The 22,302-nt window shown below is 44.9% G+C and carries 19 protein-coding genes and 2 pseudogenes; 6 read left to right on the top strand and 15 right to left on the bottom strand.

The genetic code is table 11. From position 1 onward, the window contains the following. Positions 1-114: 114 nt before the first annotated feature. From QUA90_RS27900 to QUA90_RS27860, 9 genes and pseudogenes are all read right to left on the bottom strand, one after another. A pseudogene (locus tag QUA90_RS27900) lies at positions 115-435 on the bottom strand (XisI protein). Beyond that, positions 423-838 (bottom strand): annotated as a pseudogene (locus QUA90_RS27895) (XisH family protein). The pseudogenes QUA90_RS27900 and QUA90_RS27895 overlap by 13 nt, the downstream one beginning before the upstream one ends. A 100-nt stretch (positions 839-938) precedes the next feature. Further along, positions 939-1,301, bottom strand: a complete 363-nt coding sequence (locus QUA90_RS27890) for a hypothetical protein (protein ID WP_333448518.1) — start codon at positions 1,299-1,301, stop codon at positions 939-941. A 79-nt stretch (positions 1,302-1,380) separates the two neighbouring features. Further along, positions 1,381-2,205, bottom strand: a complete 825-nt coding sequence (locus QUA90_RS27885; protein WP_333448517.1) for a hypothetical protein — start codon at positions 2,203-2,205, stop codon at positions 1,381-1,383. 180 nt (positions 2,206-2,385) lie between these two features. Further along, entirely contained in the window at positions 2,386-2,487 is a 102-nt protein-coding gene (locus QUA90_RS27880; RefSeq protein ID WP_333448516.1) for a helix-turn-helix transcriptional regulator, read from the bottom strand. Positions 2,488-2,554: 67 nt separating this feature from the next. Beyond that, on the bottom strand, positions 2,555-5,518 hold the full coding sequence (gene uvrA / locus QUA90_RS27875) for an excinuclease ABC subunit UvrA (protein ID WP_333448515.1): 2,964 nt from the start codon (positions 5,516-5,518) through the stop codon (positions 2,555-2,557). Positions 5,519-5,591: 73 nt separating this feature from the next. After that, on the bottom strand, positions 5,592-6,035 hold the full coding sequence (locus tag QUA90_RS27870) for a retroviral-like aspartic protease family protein (RefSeq protein ID WP_333448519.1): 444 nt from the start codon (positions 6,033-6,035) through the stop codon (positions 5,592-5,594). A gap of 122 nt (positions 6,036-6,157) precedes the next feature. Then, a complete protein-coding gene (locus QUA90_RS27865; protein WP_333448514.1) occupies positions 6,158-6,784 on the bottom strand; it encodes a 7-carboxy-7-deazaguanine synthase QueE in 627 nt (208 codons plus the stop codon). Between the two features lie 223 nt (positions 6,785-7,007). Then, positions 7,008-7,706 carry a class I SAM-dependent methyltransferase gene (locus QUA90_RS27860; RefSeq protein ID WP_333448513.1) on the bottom strand — a complete coding sequence of 233 codons (699 nt, stop codon included), beginning with the start codon at positions 7,704-7,706 and terminating at the stop codon, positions 7,008-7,010. A gap of 1,144 nt (positions 7,707-8,850) precedes the next feature. Between QUA90_RS27860 and QUA90_RS27855 the strand changes: the two genes are divergently transcribed. Then, positions 8,851-9,621 (top strand): hypothetical protein, encoded by a 771-nt coding sequence (locus QUA90_RS27855; RefSeq protein ID WP_333324505.1) that lies wholly within the window; start codon positions 8,851-8,853, stop codon positions 9,619-9,621. 282 nt (positions 9,622-9,903) lie between these two features. On the opposite strand, the gene QUA90_RS27850 is transcribed toward QUA90_RS27855, so the two are convergent. From QUA90_RS27850 to QUA90_RS27835, 5 genes are all read right to left on the bottom strand, one after another. Beyond that, the gene (locus QUA90_RS27850; RefSeq protein ID WP_333448512.1) at positions 9,904-10,404 is read right to left on the bottom strand and encodes an AAA family ATPase; all 501 of its coding nucleotides are present in this window, start codon (positions 10,402-10,404) and stop codon (positions 9,904-9,906) included. Positions 10,405-10,472: 68 nt separating this feature from the next. Then, a complete protein-coding gene (locus tag QUA90_RS30600) occupies positions 10,473-10,565 on the bottom strand; it encodes an adenylyltransferase/cytidyltransferase family protein (RefSeq protein WP_445300147.1) in 93 nt (30 codons plus the stop codon). Continuing rightward, positions 10,562-11,233, bottom strand: coding sequence for a nicotinamide riboside transporter PnuC (pnuC, locus tag QUA90_RS27845; protein ID WP_333324509.1), 672 nt, complete (start codon positions 11,231-11,233; stop codon positions 10,562-10,564). The genes QUA90_RS30600 and pnuC overlap by 4 nt, the downstream gene beginning before the upstream one ends. A gap of 21 nt (positions 11,234-11,254) precedes the next feature. Next, positions 11,255-12,706, bottom strand: a complete 1,452-nt coding sequence (locus QUA90_RS27840; protein ID WP_333448511.1) for an NAD(P)/FAD-dependent oxidoreductase — start codon at positions 12,704-12,706, stop codon at positions 11,255-11,257. Between the two features lie 128 nt (positions 12,707-12,834). Continuing rightward, positions 12,835-13,866: a glycosyltransferase family 2 protein gene (locus tag QUA90_RS27835; RefSeq protein WP_333388574.1), complete on the bottom strand. Its 1,032-nt coding sequence runs from the start codon at positions 13,864-13,866 to the stop codon at positions 12,835-12,837. Positions 13,867-14,484: 618 nt separating this feature from the next. Here QUA90_RS27835 and QUA90_RS27830 point away from each other — a divergent pair. Then, complete coding sequence (locus QUA90_RS27830; protein WP_333324515.1) at positions 14,485-15,585, top strand: glycosyltransferase family 2 protein; 1,101 nt, start codon at positions 14,485-14,487, stop codon at positions 15,583-15,585. Positions 15,586-15,817: 232 nt separating this feature from the next. Here QUA90_RS27830 and QUA90_RS27825 read toward each other — a convergent pair whose 3' ends face one another. Then, on the bottom strand, positions 15,818-16,357 hold the full coding sequence (locus QUA90_RS27825) for a Dps family protein (RefSeq protein ID WP_333080946.1): 540 nt from the start codon (positions 16,355-16,357) through the stop codon (positions 15,818-15,820). On the opposite strand from QUA90_RS27825, the gene QUA90_RS27820 reads away from it, so the two are divergent. From QUA90_RS27820 to QUA90_RS27805, 4 genes are all read left to right on the top strand, one after another. Then, on the top strand, positions 16,341-16,601 hold the full coding sequence (locus tag QUA90_RS27820) for a hypothetical protein (protein ID WP_333324517.1): 261 nt from the start codon (positions 16,341-16,343) through the stop codon (positions 16,599-16,601). The two genes, QUA90_RS27825 and QUA90_RS27820, sit on opposite strands and share 17 nt — an antisense overlap. 500 nt (positions 16,602-17,101) lie before the next feature. Then, complete coding sequence (gene hetZ, locus QUA90_RS27815; RefSeq protein WP_333214106.1) at positions 17,102-18,283, top strand: heterocyst differentiation protein HetZ; 1,182 nt, start codon at positions 17,102-17,104, stop codon at positions 18,281-18,283. Further along, entirely contained in the window at positions 18,276-19,346 is a 1,071-nt protein-coding gene (locus QUA90_RS27810; RefSeq protein WP_333388582.1) for a hypothetical protein, read from the top strand. Before hetZ ends, QUA90_RS27810 begins: the two co-directional genes overlap by 8 nt. Positions 19,347-19,703: 357 nt before the next feature. After that, on the top strand, positions 19,704-22,070 hold the full coding sequence (locus tag QUA90_RS27805; protein WP_333388585.1) for a DUF3488 and DUF4129 domain-containing transglutaminase family protein: 2,367 nt from the start codon (positions 19,704-19,706) through the stop codon (positions 22,068-22,070). Positions 22,071-22,302 lie beyond the last annotated feature (232 nt).

Raw genomic sequence — 22,302 nt, 5'->3', positions numbered from 1 at the left:
GTCTGACTACTTTTTCTTTGAAGCATCTTCTCAAATCCCCTTGACAACTGCCATCCAAGCTTAACTTGTTACGAATGCTCCCGATATTCATCTAACTGTTCCACACTTTTGTCTCTAGGAATAGTTTGCGGCAAGGAGTTTTCGGATACTGGGGGAGCGAAACCCAAGAATGATATCTTGAGGAGACACACCACGTTGAATCAGTTCTCGATCGATGTAGATTTCGGTACTGTTGTGTTGAATCCAGATTTAATTTTCAATGATATCGAGCTGCATGGCACACCCATAGATGCGATATTCGTCGCGCCATTCGTTGTGCATCACGAGATATCTATCGCGGGCAATATCGAAGATTAACTGAGCATTTGCATCATTTTTAGAAAAGTCTTCGAGAAAGTCACAAACAATTTGGCGGTATTCGTTTAGTCTATCCATTGGTCGATCGCCTCACGAGTTGGATTGTAAATAATTAGTCGGATTTCATAACGTTCTATGACAGTTTTTGCAGGTTCAAATTGAGAAACATTTGGTAGGTATCGGTGGGAACGGCCAGAGACAGTATACGTTCTGGTTCGCTAGAGACTTCGATGGCAACGCGATAGTTGAAGAATTGACCGAGGGCGGTGTGGAATTCAGAAATGGTGGAGCCACCTGCGAAACTTTTGACTTCTACAGCTATTTTACGTCCTTCTTTTTCAGCGGCGATCGCTTCTTCGGCTGCAAGATCGATGTAGACATCAGCAACACCATAACGTAACTGGTAGGGATCGTGGGTAATCTTCCAGCCATCTTTTTGTAGGGCGATTTTGACTGTATTGTGGAAGAGATCCTTTGCCATTTGTAGCTTTTACCCAAGGATTTACCTCGGACACTATGAACAACACGAGATGTTAATTTTATAACAAATTCACGAGGCTGGCTACCAATCTTTACAAAGATTATAACCTAAATTCATTCCAGCTTTTGATGAATTCAGTAATAAACGCCCCAGCCGGATTATCGATAGCTTTTTCTAGCGCTGCTATACTAGCGTCTGTACCAGCCTTTATAACTTTTTGTTTCAGTGTTGGGTTACTTTCGAGGTGTTTAACCACTTCCTTGGCCACTACCTTATCTCTTTCTGGTGTATCGCTAGGATAACTTGTTTCTAGCTGTTTGATTAATGCTTGAATTTCGCTTGCTGCTTCTACTAAGCTTTGAGGCTTTCCTGCGGCGTAGTAATTTCCCTGAATGTAATTACCTTTAGTATTGTTGAAATTACCGCCACCTGTGTTAACAGTCCAATTTTCATTGTTACTCATCTTGATATCTCCTTAAGTTATTATTACAATTGAAATCTGAGACCTGATTGATTAGTGAGCTACACCCGCACACTTCTATCTACCAATTACTAAATCTTGCTTCGTCTATCTTCCCTTTTGCTTCATCGATTGCCCACTCTTTGCCAGAACAACATTTACCACTTTCATTACACAGAAGGCCATTTATCTTGTAATACCACCAGAAATCATCTTTGTCTGATTCCAAATAAATTGTATGTCCTTCATAGTTAATGTTTTTTCTATGATTTTCTTCTCCTTCATAGCCTGTGGTTTGATTGAATGAATGGTTTTTAATTAAAAGTCTCACAAATGTTTCATAAACTTCACTGTCAGCAGCATTTTCGTCAATATGAAACTTACCTTTAACGTAGGGTTTATTTCGACTCTCTTTGGCTAACTCTTCAGCCATTTGAGTTACTGCTTGCTCTGTACTATATCCTTGACTTTTCATTTCATTCAGAATAGCTCGAAAATCATCAAGAATGGAAGTAATATCTTTGTTCATATCTACACGCTTGTCCTGTATTTTGATATAATCACCTTGTATGTAGTTACCTTTAATTACTCGATTATAGTTTCCGCCACCTGTGTTGATATCATGATTTATAGGTGAATTATTTTTATCTTCAAAATCATATATTTTCTGATTATCTCTAACACCTCTTTGTCGCTTTAAGTATAGATAAAGACCAATGGTAAGCACTATTATACCTATAGTAATACCAACCACATATTTGTTCTCAACTATTAATTGAAAAACTAATTGAGAAACTGGAATAATTAATGAGGCAGCTAAAATTAGGTATATACTCTTTTCAGTATTAGACAGCCTGTCTTTAAAGTGATGAAAAAGTTTAACTGAATTTTTTTTGAGATAGCTCATACTACCGGAATAGTATTTGTAATTTTAGTAACCAAGCAATCATACTAACTTCCCGTAGAAATAGATATAGTATAAATCATTGCTTATATGTGATTAATCTCACTGATGTCAATCACTAAACGTGCTATGTAACGTAAAAACAAAGTATTGCCATCACCATATCACCTTCCCCATGTTCAATCAATCAATTGTTCCCTCAGTTATATACAATATCTCAGCAATTTCGGGATTATTTTTGCCTTCACCAACCAGTGTTAATACCTCCCACTCGCGCTTACTCAACTTAGAGCGATAACTTCAACTAAAAGCGTGGCAATCCCTTGCAGGAATCCCACGCAATAATTTACTATTAACTAACAGCTACAGCACTGCCTAAAGGATGCTGCTGCAAAACCGCGTGCAAATACTTCCCAGTATAAGACCTCTGATTTGCCGCCACCTCCTCCGGCGTCCCCGCCACAATAATTTCGCCGCCCTTATCTCCCCCTTCAGGCCCCAAATCGATCGCCCAATCGCAGCACCGAATCACATCTAAATTGTGTTCGATTACCAAAATTGAATTACCCTTATCCACCAACCTTTGCAGCACATTTAACAAATGGTGAACATCATAAAACGACAAACCAGTCGTCGGTTCATCGATTAAATAAAGCGTCTTCCCAGTAGCGCGGCGCGACAGTTCCGTTGCCAATTTTACCCGCTGCGCTTCCCCTCCAGAAAGCGTTGGCGCCGGCTGTCCTAACTGAATGTAACCTAAACCAACATCAACCAAAGTTTGCAGTCTGACGCCCGCCCTGGGAATATTTTTAAACAGCTCCAAAGATTCCTCCACAGTCATGTTCAAAACATCAGAAATTGACTTGCCTTTATACTTCACTTGCAGCGTTTCCCGGTTGTAGCGCGCACCTTTGCAAACCTCACACTGCACGTAAACATCCGGCAAAAAATTCATCGAAATCACGTTCACGCCTTGGCCGCCGCAAGCTTCGCACCTTCCCCCTTTCACGTTAAAAGAAAACTGCCCTGCTTTGTAACCTCTTGCCTTCGCCTCAATGCTTTCGGCAAACAAATCGCGAATCACATCAAAGACTCCCGTGTAAGTAGCGGGATTAGAACGCGGAGTGCGACCGATGGGAGATTGATCGATGACAATTACCTTATCAATCACATCCTCTAGAGAGCGTTCGCCCTTCGTTTTGAGGGCGTCCATATCGGGGGGTAAAGGCACTTTTTTGGTGATATAGTGTTGCAGCGACGGGTACAGCAATTCATTGATTAAAGTTGATTTTCCCGAACCGGAAACCCCCGTCACGCAGACGAGTTTTCCGAGGGGAATTTCCACATCGATATTTTTTAAATTGTTGCGCGTCGCATTTATGATTGAGATAGCTTTGCCGTTGCCTTTTCTTCTTTCATTAGGGGTTTCAATTACTCGCTTTCCCGACAAATAAGCACCAGTCAAAGATTCCTCTGCCCTTAGCAAATTTTCTAAACTTCCTTCCGAGATAATTTTGCCGCCGTGCACGCCAGCACCGGGCCCGATATCAACAATGTGGTCGGCCGCCCGCATGGTTTCTTCATCGTGTTCTACGACAATCAAAGTATTGCCTAAATCGCGCAATTTTGTTAATGTTTGCAGCAGGCGAAAGTTGTCTCTTTGATGCAGTCCAATGCTGGGTTCGTCCAAAACGTAGAGCACGCCCGTCAAACCAGAACCGATTTGAGTCGCTAGCCGAATTCGCTGGGCTTCTCCGCCAGAAAGTGTCATTGCGGCGCGGTCTAAAGTCAGGTAATCTAACCCGACATCGAGCAAAAATTGCAGCCTTGCTTTGATTTCTCTCAGGGCTAAATCGGATATTTGGAATTGCCGAGCGCTCAATCCCAAATTATTTACTCTTTCGCGACATTCGCGAATCGAAATACTGGTTAAATCCACAATTCCGTACTGTCCCAACCGCACCGAAAGCGCTTCGGGTTTCAAGCGTTTGCCGTGACAAACCTCGCAAGAGCGATCGACCCGATACTGTTCCAACTTCTGCTTGATCAGATCAGAACCAGTATCGTCGTACTGGCGCTGCAACATGGAAATTACGCCATTAAAATCTCTCCTAAAATCGGTGGTGTTGCCGTCGCGCTTTTTACTTTCTGCGGTGCGCTTTTGCTCATTTCCGTACAAAATCACCCGCTGGTGTTCGGGCTTTAATCGATACCAAGGAGTGTCGATATCAAACCCACAACTATCAGCAATACTGCAAAGCAAAGAGAGATAATAGGAATTATCTTTGTCTGACCAAGGCGCGATCGCACAATAAAGAGGCGCTTTCTCGTCGGGAACTACCAACTCCGGCGCAAAAGTCCGCAAACTCCCCAAACCGTGGCAGTTTTGGCACGCGCCGTAGGGCGAATTAAACGAAAATAACCTGGGTGAAAGTTCTTCCATTACCGCGCCGTGTTCGGGACAAGCAAAGTTTTCGGAAAATACCATCGGCCCCTGTGGTTGGGAATTTTCTTCAGTCGGTAACTCTTCAATAATCGCAATTCCCTCAGAATGGCGCAAACAAGTTGCCAGAGAATCAACTAAACGTTCTTCTAAACCGGGTTTTTTAATTAACCGATCGACAACTATCTCGATATTGTGCGTATGATTTTTATCTAATTCGATATTTTCCGAAAGTTCTAAAATTTCTCCGTTAACTTTGACGCGAATAAATCCTTCCGCAGCTAAACTCGACAATAATTTGCGGTGAGTGCCTTTTTTTCCGCGCACAACTGGTGCCAGAAGGTGAAAGCGAGTGCCATCGGGAAGCGCCATGACTCGATCGCACATTTCATCAATTGTCTGCGGCGCAATGCAGCGATCGCAAATCGGACAGTGTGGTTCGCCAGCTCTGCCGTAGAGCAATCTGAGATAATCGTAAATTTCTGTAACAGTGCCGACAGTCGATCGCGGGTTATGAGAAGTTGACTTTTGGTCGATCGAAATAGCCGGACTCAAGCCTTCGATAGCGTCCACATCCGGTTTGTCCAACTGTCCCAAAAACTGGCGCGCGTAAGCGCTGAGAGACTCCACGTAGCGGCGCTGTCCCTCGGCAAAAATTGTATCGAAAGCGAGGGAAGACTTGCCAGAACCGGAGACACCAGTAAAAACGATCAGGCGATCGCGCGGCAGTTCCAGATCGATATTTTTCAGGTTGTGCTGTCTCGCACCGCGAACCCGAATCGTATTTTGGTTGTTAGAGTGAGAATTCGTCACATTATGCCCGTTGCGGGATGCACTTGGCTGGCTGTTTGAGGTTTCGGCGCGTTGGGACATGAGAGTAGTGCAAAACAGTGCTTAACCATCTTAGCGCTGCCGATCGAATTGCTGGCATCCAAACTCAAGAATATCAAAGAATTGTCCAATAGGTTTCCGTCGGGCCGTCGGGCAAAACCTTCAATTTTTGATTTTTCAAATCAATTTCAATTCCCAAGGCTTCCATCGGAATCACGCCTAAAAGTGGCGTTTTCCCCTCTGGCAATTCCAAACACTCAAAAGTCCCTTCGCGCCCGCACAGAGAAATCTTGGCATCTTGAAAAATCCTCGCCTCACTAATACCCGTGGCTGTTTCCACAACCACTTGCTTGAGAATTTTCAAACCCAGTCTAGCGAGGACATCTTTAGGCAAACACAAAGTTGTCGCGCCCGTATCCACCAAAACATTTTCTAGAGTAACAGACCTCACTTGCTCAATTGGGATCAGACCATCTTCTGCTTTAGCTTCATCGATCCGATTCGTAATTACTAGGGTTGTGATAACTTTTCCCATTTGATTTTCAGTAGCTGCTTGCATAATTTTCATAATACAATAAATTACTGCTTTAATTTTAGCACATACTTATACGAATAGTAGGGCGATGTACTTTCTTTGCTTTGCTCCGCATAGTGGCTGCTATCTGTGTCAAAATACTCCACTTATTGCACGCCAATAAACTTGTGGGTTTGCAAAGATAACCTGTAACTAGGATTTTGTTTTAGCAATTCTAAGATAATGGGAATTGCTGAATCTTTCGAGTTCCATTCGGGTTGCAAGAAAACCGGAATATCCACATTGTTTTCCAAATGCTTGTAATAAAATTCAACTTCTTCGCCCGTGCTAACCACCAATTTAATTTCATTAGCCCTAGTCCAAAAAATCTCTTGCACCGGGTATTTAGGATTGACGTGTTCCTTCGGAGAAAGAGTAATCCAAGCCTGCGGGGAAACATCCTGCCAGTAAGCACCCGAAGTTTCAATACTCACCTGCTTGTCAGCTTCTAACAAAGCTTCAACTAACTCAGGCAAATCGCGGTGAATGAAAGGTTCGCCGCCAGTAATGACCACCCTCGGAGACTGCAATTGAGCGAGCAATTGTGCGATCGACTGCGGTACAGACGGCAAACCTTTGCCCCCATTGGCATAACCTGTGTCGCACCAAGGACACCGCACAGGGCAACCGGCCAATCTGATAAAATCAACTAAAGTCCCCGTCCAGTAACCTTCGCCTTGAACAGTACACTGAAAAGTTTCGTGAATTGGTAATTTTAGTTGTAAATTAGACACCCGAAGTTACGCCTCAAATCAATTAATTACGTTGTTTAGATATAATATTCTTAAATTGTTATTTCTTCGCGGTTTGCAGCAAATAAAAACAGTCCTGAACGCATAAACGGGGTTTTTGAAAAAAAATTACTCGTTTTATCCCAAAAGCTTGACTCAGAAATCCGGTTTCTTCATAGCTTTTCTATAAGTCCTTAGAAATCCACCACAAACCGCAAATAACTCTTTAATTATCCTGTTCAGGTTCCATCATAGTAGCCCAGCGGCGTTTCAATGCCAAAGTCAGCCCGTCAGCAATGGGGACAACACTGAGACTAACTCTGGGATCGTTACGCAATTTCTCATTAAAAGTACGAATGGCGGTGGTGCTTTCGTCTTGTACTTGAGGATCAGCAACTCGTCCAGACCACAGAACATTGTCAATTACAATTAAACCCCCATTGCGTACAAGTTGGAGCGATCGCTCAAAATAAGCCTCATAATTTTCTTTATCGGCGTCGATGAAGGCAAAATCAAAGGTTCCAGCTTGTCCCTCGGCTATTAGTTTGTCGAGAGTATTTATTGCTGGGCCCAACTGCAAAGAAATCTTATTAGCCACGCCCGCAGCTTCCCAATAGCGTCGTGCGATCGCAGTATATTCCTCGCTGACATCGCAGGCAATAATCTGACCGTTTGAAGGCAGCGCCAAAGCTACGCACAGCGAGCTATAACCAGTAAAAACGCCAATTTCTAAGGTTTTGGTCGCTCCCATAAGCTGCACCATGAGCTCCATAAACTGACCTTGTTCGGGAGCTATCTGCATCTGGGCCATAGGATGCTTAGCAGTTTCTTCCCGTAGTGAAGCGAGAATATCTGGCTCCCGCAGAGAAATAGATAACAGATAATCGTAAAGTTGAGGTTCTAGGCCAAGAGTTGAGTTCGCCATCGGTTTGTCCTTGCTGCTCACTTTTGATTTTAGATTGTAGACGCGCAGTTAATGGAAATCGGAGAATGTAGAGTTAATTTTGGCACCTATTTTGGTGTGGCTGATGACAGGTTGCAGTAGCAGTGTGTGGGTTACCCAGAGGCAACTTGCAAAACGCGCGCTCTACTTCCAAATCAGTTTATCTCAGCCACAGGTGATTTAGCAGATCTGGAAAATAAAAATAGATAGAGGGGAGCGTTTTGAGATTCCTGCTTTTCTAGCACTAGCACCGCGTAACGCCGTTAGCGATACCAGTTCAAAAAATGAATGCAACTATATACAATCTGCAAACCCATACATAATCAGCCATTTCCAATCTCAAATCTCAAATCTCAAATGGTATCAGTAGGCGCGAAAGTGACCGAAAGCATCCAGGATACAAGCCCCCGGATTCATCCGTGGGGTCAATGCTTCAATCTAAAATCTAAAATTTCAAATCGATTGACCGAAAGCATCCAGGATACAAGCCCCCGGATTCATCCGTGGGGTCAATGCTTCAATCTAAAATCTAAAATCTAAAATCTAAAATCTAAAATCTAAAATCGATTGACTTCATCCTGATTACTAACTAGATGAACTGCGAAAAACATAAGTATGTCCTTGCCAGTGAAATGAAGCAATCGCAGAGGTTGTGATAGTTTACATTTTGTTACATTGTCAAGTTTGTTTGTGTCGCTCTAATTAATCGCCAATGACTCATTATTGAGGACTTACGCACTCCCAAACAAACAAACCGTTTCCTTTAACTATTATGGATGGGTTCAAGCCCGTGTATGTTCATGGAACAAACCAGGCGTCTGGAAACCATTGTCTCCCGGACTATTACTAATCACTAATAAACTGGGTTCAATAGGACGATTTCTTAACTGTCACACCTTATGAATCCATACCTAAACAACCTACCACAAATCTCAACTAACTTGCACGATTGAGGTAGAGCAAGCATTTGTGGGAAAAAACAGGTTGCTCGCAACCCTTGACCTGCACTTTTACTCATAACTAATGAACCGGGATTAATAGGACGCTCACTTAACTGTCACAGTTTATTACTCCAGACCTAAAACACCTACCCACAATCAAAACAACATTCCACCAAGGCATCGCTATGTATTACACCTTCGCAGGTTTTGGTGCCGCCACAGGCATATTTTTGCTGCTAGTTTTTGCCATTCTGCAATGGCTGCACGTCTCGGTCGGCAGTTTTATTGATTGGGTAATTGCCATTGCTATTTTTGAATGGCTGTTGCTGATAGTTACAGTTCCCTGGAATATCCATTTTGAAGCTAAAGAAGTTTTAGCGCAAGCCGCAGAATCGACTAAAAAAAACATTGCTGTCGATCAGGAACAAGTCAAATACGTTACTGTATTAGTTAGCCGATCGCTCTTTGTGGCGATCGCACTTCACCTGTTTAGCGCGATCGCACTTTACGCCCTAGCCGCCGCCGGAATTAGTGCTATTGGCTATCTCAGTTCCGCTGCTGCACTGCTGTTAACTGTACTGCGTCCAGCTATCCGAGGTTATCAGTATTTAGCCCAAAGGCTGACAAGTATCCGCCGCCAATTTTTGCACCCCCGCGAAGATATTGTCGAACTCCGCAGCCGCTTTGCAAACTTAGAATCTACAGTTAGAGATTTGAGCAATCAATTAAGTTCAGACAATCCCAATTCATGGGTGGCTGTCCAAAATCGGGAACGGGAAGCTATCAGAAGAGAACTAACTACTTTATCCGCATCTCTACAATCTTTGCAAGCGACAAATCAAGCAGAGCACACTCACCTGAGAAGAGATGCAGAAAGTGCGATCGCCCAACTCACCGATGACGGACAATTTCTCAACCACGTCCGCGAAATCATCCGCTTCTTTAAAGAATCGTAGAGTCCTATTATCTCCGGTCAAACAACCACATTCACATTGGTTCGTAGTGAGGACTTTAGTGCAATGGCACTGAAAAAGTGAGCCCCAAAAAATCTGTAAGGCAATATCTACATAGATAATTGCCTGACCAACCACAATATCTCTCTCGATTATGCCAAATCGTGCGTGCATTCTTAAACAACAATTTTTGCCGAGCGTTGCCTCACCTTGGGAGAAGCTGCTGCCAGATTCGTTAGTCCAGGAGCTTCTAGCGAATGAGAAAATCACCTACGACCAAAGCATCTACACACCGATAGTCACATTGTGGGTGATGATATCCCAGGTACTCGCTCCCGACAAAAGTTTGAGTGGGGCCGTGAAGCGGATGAGTACGTGGCTCAGTGCCGCCGGAGTCCAGCCTCCGTCTTCTGATACCTCGGGAACCCAAACAGTTTGGTACTGCTGTGCGAGCGATCGTGCCAGGGTAGTTGTGCCGCTCGATTCTACACCCAGCACGCAGACTCGTTTGGCAAAGTAGGCTTTGGCTGGGGGAGTCAGCATTTGCCAGTGTTCGGCTAGGTGCGATCGCAATTGGGTTCCCGAAATCGGGAATTTGAGCCGTTCGCGATCGACTGCACAGTGTTGAGAGCCCATCAGTTTTGCCCAAGGTTCGCCGTAATCTTCTGAAGTAAAAGCGATATCGGGTTTTCGCCCGGAAAGCACCTCTAGAGTCCTCTGAGCCCAAGGTTCGGGGGCTTCCGGCAAATCGTCGAGGACTTCGATAACTTCTGCGTCGGGATGCAAAAACCGAATCCAGTCGGCTCTAACGCTTCCTGCAACTGCTTGATTTGTTTTGTAACAGGCGAGAACGATTAAACGGTCAACCTTTTTTTAGCTTCTCGAATTAAGTAGTCGTGTCCTTTGTGGAAGGGGTAAAATTTGCCTACAGTAACACCGAATCTCATAAAGATTGCTGCTGTTTTAACTTTTGTTCCGAGTAAATCCGCTGAAAATTTTGCAGTCCGTAAATTGCCATCAACCAAAATATCGCGTACAAAATACTCGTCAGATATAGCCCGCGCGAGGCATACAAGGGAACGTAAATCGTGTCTGCAACAATCCACAAATACCAGCTTTCGAGATAGCGTTCCATCAGGTACAACTGGGAGATCGCGCTTAAGATGGTGGTCAGGGCGTCCCAGAATGGTGCTGCACCGCCCAAAGATACTAATACTGTTCGCAAGCCCAATACGCCTACTGTAACTAAGACTGCGGTGAGGATGAGCCAGCGTTGGGGAAGGCGACATAAAGGTTTTTCTGTGCTGTTTTCGCCGCCCCGCAGCCAAATATAAATTGCTTGCAAGCTCGTGATTAAATAGAAGAATTGAATCGCAACTTCGCCGTAAAGTTTAACTTGATAAAACACCGCAGCGTAGGCGATCACTCCGATTAAGCCGATCCACCAGCCTAGGGGATTGTTTTTAGCAAGCAGCCAAACGCTCCAAGCAGAAGCGATCGCGGCTATCGCTTCCATTAAGTCGAGTTGGATAGGCACAAACCACTGCACTGAAAGCAGGATCGCGAAGATGCTTGCTGCGAAGCCGATTAAGTTTGGCAGGTTCGCTTTTTTCATGGCAATCCCTATTTCGGCTAGCTATATTGACTGCGAAATCAAATCCGAATCCTTCTTTTCTTTTGAGCGATCGACACTAAAGTCTTCATAGTACGATCGCTCAGTATTCACATCCCACAAATCGTGCTTTTCGCCGAGAATATTTCTCACAGCCAGCATCCCCGTCAGCATGGAATGGTCTTGGTTGTTGTATCGGTGCATACCATTTCGCCCGATCGTCTGCAAATTCTCAAATCCCTTCAAAAAACCTTCAAGTACCTGCAAGTGTCCTCGATATTCCCCATCATAAACTGGATAAGCTTTAAGTTGCCGTATGACAACTCCATCTTCCACATCAGCCGTTGTTGCTAACCCTAAACCAACCAACTCGCGAGTTGCTAATTCGATAAGTTCCGCGTCCGACATTTCCCAAATCTCGTCGCCTACGCTACAGAAATATTCCATTCCTAAACAACTTTTGCTGACATCGGGAACTAAAGCGGCGCTCCAATTCTTAAAGTTTTGAATTCGTCCCACTTTGACTTCGGGAGAGTGAATGTAAATCCAGTTGTCAGGAAACAAATCCTTGCGATCGACAATCAGCGATACAATCAAAAAATCTCGATATTTGAGCGATCGCGCGGCGTGCAATACCTCTTCGGGCGGCTGCGGTTTCATTCTTGCTACCAGCGCCGATATCGGCATACTCGTAATGAAATTATCCGCCGAATATTGAATTAATTCTCCGTTTTGCTCAGCAGTAATACTTTTAATTTTATTCCCTTCACGCTCAAAGCTAATCACTTTAGTATCGAGATAAACTTTGCCGTCTTTATTCTCCACAGCTTCCGCGAACTTTTCCCACATCATCCCCGGCCCCAAAGCCGGATAATCAAACTCTTTGATTAATGTTTTAGTGTCGTTGCTGCCAAACAAAGCATTAATAATTGCTGTCGTCAGGGACAATCCTTTAATCCGTTGCGCCGCCCAATCTGCTTGAATTTCCGAACAAGGAATGCCCCAAACTTTTTCAGTGTAAGTCTTAAAAAATGTTTTATACAAGCGTTCGCCAAAACGATTGATCACCCATTGTTCAAAAGTTTTTTCTTCGGTAAGTGGCCAAATTCTCACTTTCAGATAACTCAAAATAATCAGCGTACTCTCAATTATGCCCAAATTAAAGAGAGTATTGAAGGCACTGATCGGATAGTTAAAAAATTTACCTCGATAAAAGATTCGCGACAATCGTGGCACTTTAATAAACTCATTTCCCAGCACCTCTTGCCACAACTGCTGCACGGCTTCAACTTTAGTATAAAAGCGGTGGCCGCCAATGTCGAAACGATAGCCTTTGTAGGTTTCTGTGCGAGCTATTCCCCCAACTTTATCACCTTTTTCTAGTACAACAGGGATGATGCCTTGCTTGACGAGCTCATAGGCAGCAGTCAAGCCCGCAGGGCCTGCACCGACGATCGCAACAGGATAATGTTTCACTCAGCCTACCTCCAGCTTTTTTATCGAAACTATACAGTTATTTATAACTTGTCAAAGGGATAGATGCACCAGTGAATACCCTGAGAAACTATCGATCTACCTGATGTTTAAGCACAAATTACCTTGATTTATTGAGCGGATACCGGCAAGCTAACTTTGCCAGTCACAGGCTTTTTTTGGTATAAGTAGCGACCAGTGCCGATCGCGAATGCCAGTCCGCTGTAAAAGTAGAAAAGCCAGTGCCACGGAATAGTTTTCAGGGCAAATAGGATACCGTGTTTACGGTGAAAAAATCGGTAAAGCGGTGCATTAATTGCTACCAGTGGTATGGCCAGCAAACTAGCCAGTAACAGAAAGCTCAGCGACCAGCACGTTCCCAAAACTGCCAGCAGCACTGCATAAGTTAAAATCACGCTGATGCGGTTTGAAACTTGCAAGTTGAGGTCGTTATTCAATTGGCGATCGCGCCAAATCAGTTCTGTCCAAGGCAGTGCTCGGTAGAAAAAGTCAGCTTTCACCATACCCATAGGTTTCCACTGCTTTAAATGTTTCACCTGCAATGTTTTGCACAGCCGAATGTTATAACCTGCTTGTTTCAAACGGTAGCCGAACTCAATATCTTCGATCGAAGCTTGGCGGTAACTCTCATTAAAGCCACCCATCTGCAAAAAAATTTCCCGGCGAATCACTCCGCAAGCGCCCCAAAAAGTCGAAGCTTCTTCGTTACCTGTTTGGTGCACGTAGTGGTGCAGCAAGTTCCTGTACTGCGATAGAAAATCAGGATCTCCAGGATCATCGTCGTAAGAGCCAATGAAAGCAGCTAAGTAGGGATTATTTTTGAACACCGATATCGCATAGCCCACAGCTTCTGGACAAACAGCGACATCAGCATCCACAAAAAACAGAATATCTCCCTTTGCAGCTTGGGCACCCAAATTCCTTGCCCGCGCTGGCCCCCCGCATTCGGGAATCCTGATCACTTTGGCGCCGAATTCCTTGGCCAGACGCCAAGAACCGTCGCTTTCACCATCTGCTACTACAATAATTTCGATCGGTTTGGGCACAGCTTGAGCCAGTTTTGACAAACAGGTGCGGAAGTAAGAGCCCCCGTTGTGGACTGGGATAATAACGGATACAGTGGGGTCGGCGGTAGAAATCATTACCTAAATTGTTTAAATTGCAGGGGCTAAAGTTTGCTGGAATTTTATTGTTGCTACTTTACGAAGGGTAAAATTAGCTCTACTTTTTTATTTATAACTCGATTGCTGTTTGTATTCAACTAGATTTTTTGCTGGCATTCTCGATTGGATTTTCCCCAATTCATACCTGTATTCTACGCCATATCTTGCTGAGACTGACCTGACGCAGACAACAGCTTTACAAAATCTTTAAATATAGGATTGTTAGTGTAAACTTGCGAAAAAGCACCCACAGCATTTTTGTGCGGCTGTGTTGCACCGCACAAGATTGTGATTTTATAAGTAAGTACACCGTATAAAATAAAACATACTTTCTACGGATACCCGGGAACTGTCAGGACTTGCGCGGTACAATTTCTTTTACAGACCTCATCCGCGAGTGACTCCTGCACCAAGTGTCGATCGCGACTGCGGACTCAATGCACATTTTATTACTTTTGGCAATATATTTTAAATATACGTCAAATATACGTCTTAAAATTTCTGACGCTGTACGATCGAGCTTTCGTAATTTGCTAACATACCCTTAGCTAGCTCCCTTTGAACCAAAACTTTTACATAAACCCTTTTTTATATTACATGAACAACTCCCAAAACACTTTAAATCAGCCCTTAGTTTCAGTCATCATACCAGCTTTCAACGCTGACAATTTTATTGCTAAAACCTTAGAGTCTGTCTTATCTCAAACTTATCAAAACATAGAAGTTTTAGTAGTTGATGACGGCTCTACAGATACAACAGCCAAAATCGTCCAATCTTTTGCTCAAAAAGATAGCCGAGTCAGCTTATTCCACCAGCCAAATTCCGGCGTCGCCGTCGCCCGCAACCTAGCAATTGAAAAATCAAAAGGCGAATATATTGCTCCCATCGATGCCGACGATATTTGGTATCCGCAAAACCTAGAAAAACAAGTTAACTGCCTGAATTACTCAGCACCATCTGTCGGAGTTGTCTATTCCTGGTCAGTTGATATAAATGAAAAAGACTTGCTCACAGGTGGATTTTATAACTCCACCATCGAAGGAGAAGTTTACACAGCATTAATTTATAAATATTTTATAGGCAATGCCAGCTCATCTCTAATCCGCCGCGTTTGTTTTGCAAAAGTCGGCGGTTACAACGGCCAACTTAAACTAGAAAACGCTCAAGGCTGCGAAGACTGGGAACTGCACCTCCGCATAGCCGAACATTATCAATTTAAAGTCGTACCAGAATACTTAGTTGGCTATCGGCAGATTGCCAGCAGTATGTCTAGCAACTATGCAGCAATGGCCAAATCTCACTCTTTAATTATGGCAGATGTCCGGCAGCAACATCCCGAAATTCCCAGCAGAATTTATCACTGGTCTAGCAGCAATTTTTACATTTACTTAGCTGTTAAAAGCAACCGCAGCGGCAATCACCGCAGTACATTATCTTGGCTGTATCGAGCTTTCAAAGAAGATTTATTAATGGCACTCTTGCGCCACAATTTGTATCTGCTGTCCATAGAAAGTATATTAAAAATAATACTCCCACCGCCAACTGAATCAGGGTTAGAGTTAGAACAAGCATCAGAATCGAGTGAAGGGACGACACTTGCTAGGATTGAGGCGCGAACCAAGGCTCACAGAATGTTGCCATCGCAGCTATACGAAAGAATGCGATTCAATAGCTTAGGAAATCGAAAATCTACATAAACCCTACGTTGAAAAACCCGGTTTTTTGAAGAAACCGGGTTTTTGAGGAAGCTAGAGGGCGTTTAATTCTGCCTGGTTGGTCGATCGAGAATTAGGAAAGAGGGTTAAATAAAAAAAATGAATTTTCCATTCTTACTTCTTCCTTTTTTTCCTGCTTCCTGCTTCCTGACATCCGTTACATCCGTGGAGCGAATCCGTTGCCGAACTTCCGTATTCCGTCTACTTAATCTCTCTAAGCGTGAGAAGCTGTAGCAGTTTGAGCTTGGGGCTGCTTACCATCGGGCGAAATAGATTCCCCTTCAATAAACGATCGCAACATCCAAGCCATTTGTTCGTGCTGTTCCATCAAACCAGTCAAAAAGTCTGCGGTTCCGTCATCCTTAAACTCTTCACCGCACTGTTCAACGTGTTTGCGGAGATTGCGAATAATTAGTTCGTGGTCGTCAACTAAACGCGATACCATTTCCGTAGCCAAAGGCAAATCGCCGATATGTTCTTTTATCGAACCATACTTCAGAAAGCCCTCAGCAGTACCAATTGGATAACCACCTAAAGTTCTCACCCGTTCAGCCATAGCATCGATATTTAGTGTTAACGCCTGATAGTGTTCTTCCCACAACTGGTGGAGCGATCTAAACTGCGGGCCAACTACATCCCAGTGATACTTTTTGGTTTTGATTAACAGCAGATAAGCATCTGCCAGGTCGTGATTCAATAGTTCGATAACGCCTGCACGCTGCTCGTCAGATAGACCTATGTTTAACTTACGCATTGAAATTGTTCCTTCAAATCTAACTTTACATTTATTAGAACAAATTTCCCCAACCACTTACATCAACCCAGAGGACGATCGAAGACGATCGCCTTTTAGTAAAATATCTGCTTTTCAGGTTAAAGTAATTGCAATATTGATACCCTTAGATAGATGCAATCAAACTTATTGTTCCGAAGCGCCTTTGTTTGCCGATCGCATCGATTGGGCAGCAGGGGAACCCCCGCTCAATCCCGCTATATAAAAAGGCTGCACTCTGATTGTTAGTAAAAATCAAGGAATTTATGCCGAAGTTAACGAACATCACACACACTTAATTGTGCGGGCGGGTTTAAATGAGGGCATAAGGAACTTGCAATTAAATATAACCCTTGACCCCATCTAGTAGACCGAAAGAGAGAACCTGTTTGCTCGCTTCACCTTGGGAAGGACTTGCGCTGCTGTGACCACCACAACACTCAGCCGAAGGTATCAACGGCCGTGTAGCGTTTTGGGCCCCCATGAATGCTTTGTCAAACCCGACACTCTGATGAACCATCGTTATGGCAACTGTTTAAACCTGGCTCTTGGCGGATGGCGTCTCCAGGACAGATAAAAAAAGCAGTCCTCTGTGTTTGCGCGAAGGAGGAGAAAGAGGGCATTGCAGTTTGTCCTATCTGGGGAAGACGGGGTAAAGTAGCGGTAGGAAATATTTATCCATACTTTGACTAACTGTGCTACTTTCATTGTTAGCTGTAAACCATCATGCGGGAAATCTGCCAGAGCGTGGAAACCATATTTCAACTGCTGTTAGACGAACTCAAAAAGTCCACTCGCGCGTCTGAGCAGAACTGCCAAGATGTAGCAGGGCGACTCGCAGCAGAAGTCAACAGGATATGCACTGAAAGCCAGCGGATTCAGGCCTCTGGAGATATAGAAGGTTCAGCCCAGAGCCTAGCTCAGCACCGCTTGCAACAATGCCTCCACTATTACAATTTAGGCTCCGGGCCCGGGCGAGTAGAATTGCACAGTACCCTCAGCGCGATCGTCTATCGCTACATCACCCCTCCGCAGGTGCAGTCTAGCTATCAGGCGCGAGTAGAACTGATCAAAGATTTTTTGCAAGGATTTTATCTGGAAGCTTTAAAGGCATTCCGGCGCGAAACCCAACTGCCACCTACCTACAGTCCCCGCACTCGCTTAGAACTAGCAGAGTACATGGCCTTTGTAGAGCGCTTCGGCAAGCGGCGCATTCCTTTACCTCGGAACCGCAGTCAGCAACTAATTATTTTACGGGCCCAAACCTTTTCCCAGCAGCAGCCCAAAGAAACCTCCGTAGATATGGAACAAGCCGCTGACGGAGGGGCTTCCGATTCCGACCAAACTTGGAACGACACCTCGGTGCACTCCGTGCGGGAAGCGATGGCCGGACAGGGTTCCGCTGCAATTCGCCCCCAAGGCGACGAGTCAGAATCTCTGCGGCTAAACGTGATTGACGAATTAGTGGCTTACTTGAAAGAGCGCAATCAACAAGACTGCGCCGATTACTTCGTGCTGCGCTTGCAAGACTTGCCGACTAATGAAATAGAGTCGCTTCTGGGCATAACTCCCCGCCAAAGAGACTATTTGCAGCAGCGCTTCAAGTACCATTTGCTCAGGTTCGCCATGTCGCACCGCTGGGAACTTGTTCACCAGTGGCTGGAAGCAGACTTAGACCGCAATTTGGGTTTGCTGCCTTCTCAGTGGCAGGCGTTTGGCGAGCAAATTGGTCCAGAGGGACAGCGTTTGCTAAAGTTGAAACAACAGGGTCTGTCAGAGTCAGCGATCGCCCAAACCCTGGGTAGCACGGTAGCCCAGGTACAGAAGCGGTGGTTTAAATTGCTGGAACTTGCGTGGGAATTGCGAAATCGTTCAGATTCCGGAGAAGGGGCATCTAGTGATGAATAACGAAACGAACAGGGATGCAGAGGCTTTCGATCGCCATTTTTTAGACTGGATATTGCAGGTGCCGATCGCGAATACCTCTAACGAAAATGAGGAAAACCTCAATCCATCCCCTCGCTCAGAAGAGTGGGGCGACACAGAAGACAATTCCGGGGTGGAATACTGGGAATGGGACGAACCAGACCCGCTGGACTATCAAGTGGGGGCGCACAACAATGCACCCGCACAACCGCTGACAATTGGAGAAATACCGACCGTGCAAGACCGTTTTCAGACCTTGTTAAAAGAAAGGCTTAGAGCCGAAATTGAATCTAACCCGCCGCTGTTCCCCTGGGAAACAGAATTCAAAAGCTACGACCACGATTACCCAGACGATGTAGCCCCGCAATGGGTTCCTCCCCTACACCTCTGGACTCCCCAACTACAAAATATCAGGTGGGGCCGCCTGCCAATTCCGATCGCCCAAGGGGTTTTTGCTCAACTGCTAGAACCTTGTCAGGAACTGGTAATGTCGTCGCTGCGGCAAGGCTCAAAGTTAGTTCGTGCTGTAGATAGCTTATTTCCGGGCCAGTCTCAGGAACTCAACGAGTTAGCTGGTTTAGTGCTCCGAGGTTCTTTGCGGGGACTTCTAGATTTAGAAGATTTCCCGAATTACGAAGCAGCCAGTACCGATCAACAAATGGTGCTGTCGCTGTTGGCCGCCAAGGAAATCATTGAGTCTCTAACTCTCGATTGTCCTGTGAATCAGCCGCCGGTTTCGCGGGAGTGGCTGACTGGTTTGGGTTCGCTGACTCTGGAGGCTCAATACCTCTCGAACCCCAACAGAGAACAGCCAATGCCGTGTTTAAGAGTAGAGTGCCAATTTCCCGGGGCAGGAAGCTTGGAACTCAAGGGAGGAGATGCCGAAGCAACTGCACACCGTCCGAATTCCGGGCATTTAAGTGTGGAGTTGTTTGACCCGCAACCTAACAAGACTTATGCCCTAGAAGTTCGATTCCAAAACTTCGAGACCAGACCTTTGATGTTTGCTATTCGTCCAATTTTAACCGGACAAGATAGCAACTAGAAAGGTGTAATTAGAGTAAATAATTTAGGTTTTTACTCGCTGGTTTGACCTCACACAAAAACAAATGCAATTCCTCGACTTATGTCGTGGAAAACAAAAAAAAAATTAGATATTAGTTCAAGCCCCCAGATTTATCTGTGAAGTTAATCTGTGGAGTCAATCTAAAATCTAATGACAGAGAAATAAGATTTAGATATTAGGTAAAACCCAGCTTTATCTGGGGAGTGAATCTAAAATCTAAAATCTACAATCGTTTGACAGGGAAATAAGATTTAGATATTAGGTAAAACCCAGATTTATCTGTGGAGTCAATCTAAAATCTAACATCTAAAATCTAAAATAGTTGGATGGGTGCACATGACAACTGATAACCTGCGAAATATACCTGTTTTGGGTAAGCTGTGGGAGCAGATTGAGGCCATGCCTCCGCCGGTGATTGAGGATTCTTTACTGCTGCGAATCCTAGTTCAGTTGTTGGTAATTGTGGGAATTGTAGCTACCGACGTTGCTGCTGAAGAAGCTCTGAACTTGTGGGCTGTGCCTGTTAGTATTGTGGGAGCAACTTGGAGTTGGTACCGCCGCCGCGATCGCAATGTAGCTGCTAAGTTCTGCATAGCTATTGGAATGCTGGTGGCGCTGTTCGCTTTTTTTAGCCGCTTGGTGGGAGAATTGAATGATACGCGGTTAGTTTTGGCGCAACTGTTAATCCAACTTCAAGTGCTGCACAGTTTCGATTTGCCTCGCCGCAAGGATTTAGGCTATTCGATGGTAATCGGGCTAATTTTGTTAGGGGTAGCAGCGACTCTTAGCCAAACCTTGACTTTTGGGCCGCTGTTGTTGGTGTTTTTGGCTTTAGCGCTTCCGACTTTGGTGTTGGATTATCGATCGCGCTTGGGATTTGTGAAGCCAGAAGCCATTGGCGAAAAAGCACAAGGTAAAGGGAAAAATGAAAGCCTATCGCTATTTGCTGCTACTTTATCCCCAAAGTATTTTGGTTGGCTGCTGCTGATAACTGTCGGGTTGGGGCTGACTATTTTTGCGTTTTTGCCACGCCTCCCTGGCTATCAGTTGCGGACTTTTCCGGTGAGTGCTCCTATTCAATATCAGGGGGAGTTTGACTCGCGCAGCATTCTGAATCCGGGGTATGTTAGAGGGGGAAATGAAAAAGGGACTGGCGGAGGAAGGGGGAGAAACCCAGACTCTGGGCCAGGAGAGGTAGACTCTACTTTTTATTACGGTTTCAACCAGCGCATTAATCAAAATTTGCGGGGGGAAATGAAACCCCAAGTGGTGATGCGGGTGCGATCGCAGGCGGCGGGTTTTTGGCGCGTGTTGGGATTTGACAAATACACCGGTCAGGGTTGGGAAATTTCTCGCAACGAACAAGCTCAAAAGCTGACTCGACCTCGCTGGTCTTATCAATTTTATCTGAATCCGTTTCCCAATGCGCCTCGGACTCAAGAGGTGATTCAAAGTTATACTATTGTTGCTCCAATGCCGAATTTGATTCCGGCTTTAAACAAGCCGAGGGAACTTTATTTTCCGAGTCCAGAGGCGGCGATTGATGCGGAGGGGGGTTTGCGAGCGCCTGCAGAATTGGGAGAGGGTGTGACTTATACGGTGATTTCTAATGTGCCTTTTCGCGATCGCTCTTTGTTGGGGAAAACTGGTACTAATTACCCGAAAAATATTCGCAATTTCTATTTGGATGTGCCGCCGAAAATTGCCCAGAAGGTGCGAGAAAAAACTGAAGAAATCTTGGCGGCAAGAACTAGAGTATCTCAGTCGGACAGACCGATTGATTCTCCTTACGAAAAAGCTTTGTACTTAGCTCAATATTTGAAGCAAAACCCTAATTATAAAATTGAGAAAGCTTTGCCTTACTTAGAGGAAGGTGAAGATTTAGTGGAGGGTTTTCTGTTTGGCTACAAAAACACTCAGGGCGGCAAAAAAGTTACAGGGGGATATCCAGACCACTTTTCGACGGTACTGACAATTATGCTCAGATCGATCGGGATTCCGGCCCGAATGGCTGGCGGGTTCGATACGGGGGAATTCAACCCGTTTACTGGTTACTATGTTGTGAAAAATACCGACGCTTTTTTAATGACGGAGGTATATTTTCCCAATCACGGCTGGTTTGCTTTTAATCCGATTCCCGGTTATCCGCTGATTCCGGCTTCGGTGGAAGACAACCAGACTTTTAGTGCGCTGGAATCGTTTTGGAATTGGATCGCGGGTTGGCTACCGACTCCTCTCAGAAGCGGGCTGGATTCAGTCATAGGTTTTGTAATTGGCTGGATAACTTTGATTGTGGGCTGGTTTCTGGGACAGTTTGCTAAGGGTTGGGTGGGGTTATTTACTGGTTTGATTGCTGCGATCGGCTTTGGCTTTATTGGCTGGTTAATTTGGCAACTGTGGCGCAAGTGGCGCCACCGCCGCTGGCTGGCGAAGTTGCCGCCCGTGGAGGGGGTTTATCAGGAAATGCTGAAGGATTTGGCGAGTAGGGGATTTGTGAAACCTCGCGCTCAAACGCCTTTGGAGTATGCTGAGGCTATGCGCGGGAATCATGCAACTGATGAAGCTGAGGTGATTGATGAGGTTTCGCAGGCTTACGTGCGGTGGAAGTACGGGGGCGAAGCGGGTAATTTGAACCAGTTGCGGGGGTTGGTGGAAAATTTGAGACGATCGCACTTGAAGAAACTCAAAAAGCGCTGGTTTTAGGCGGTAAGGGTAGGAAAAAAGCGTCGCTTGCCTACCCTGTTGAGAAGTTCGACTAGCTCTTATTTAATCTTAATAAGTAACCCTCCTTATAGCTGGCAAAAGTATAGACCTCTTGAAAAAAAAATCTATGTTATAATTAAAGGTTTTGAATTTTAGCTGGGGGGGTAACAACCAGCCTGAAACCCATACCTTTGTAAGGATTGAGCCAATGTGTGCTAAAAAAAAATAGGCA

Source organism: Microcoleus sp. D3_18_C4 (assembly GCF_036702355.1).
Taxonomy (GTDB): Bacteria; Cyanobacteriota; Cyanobacteriia; order Cyanobacteriales; family Microcoleaceae; genus Microcoleus.
This window is presented reverse-complemented; position numbering and strand designations above follow the sequence as displayed.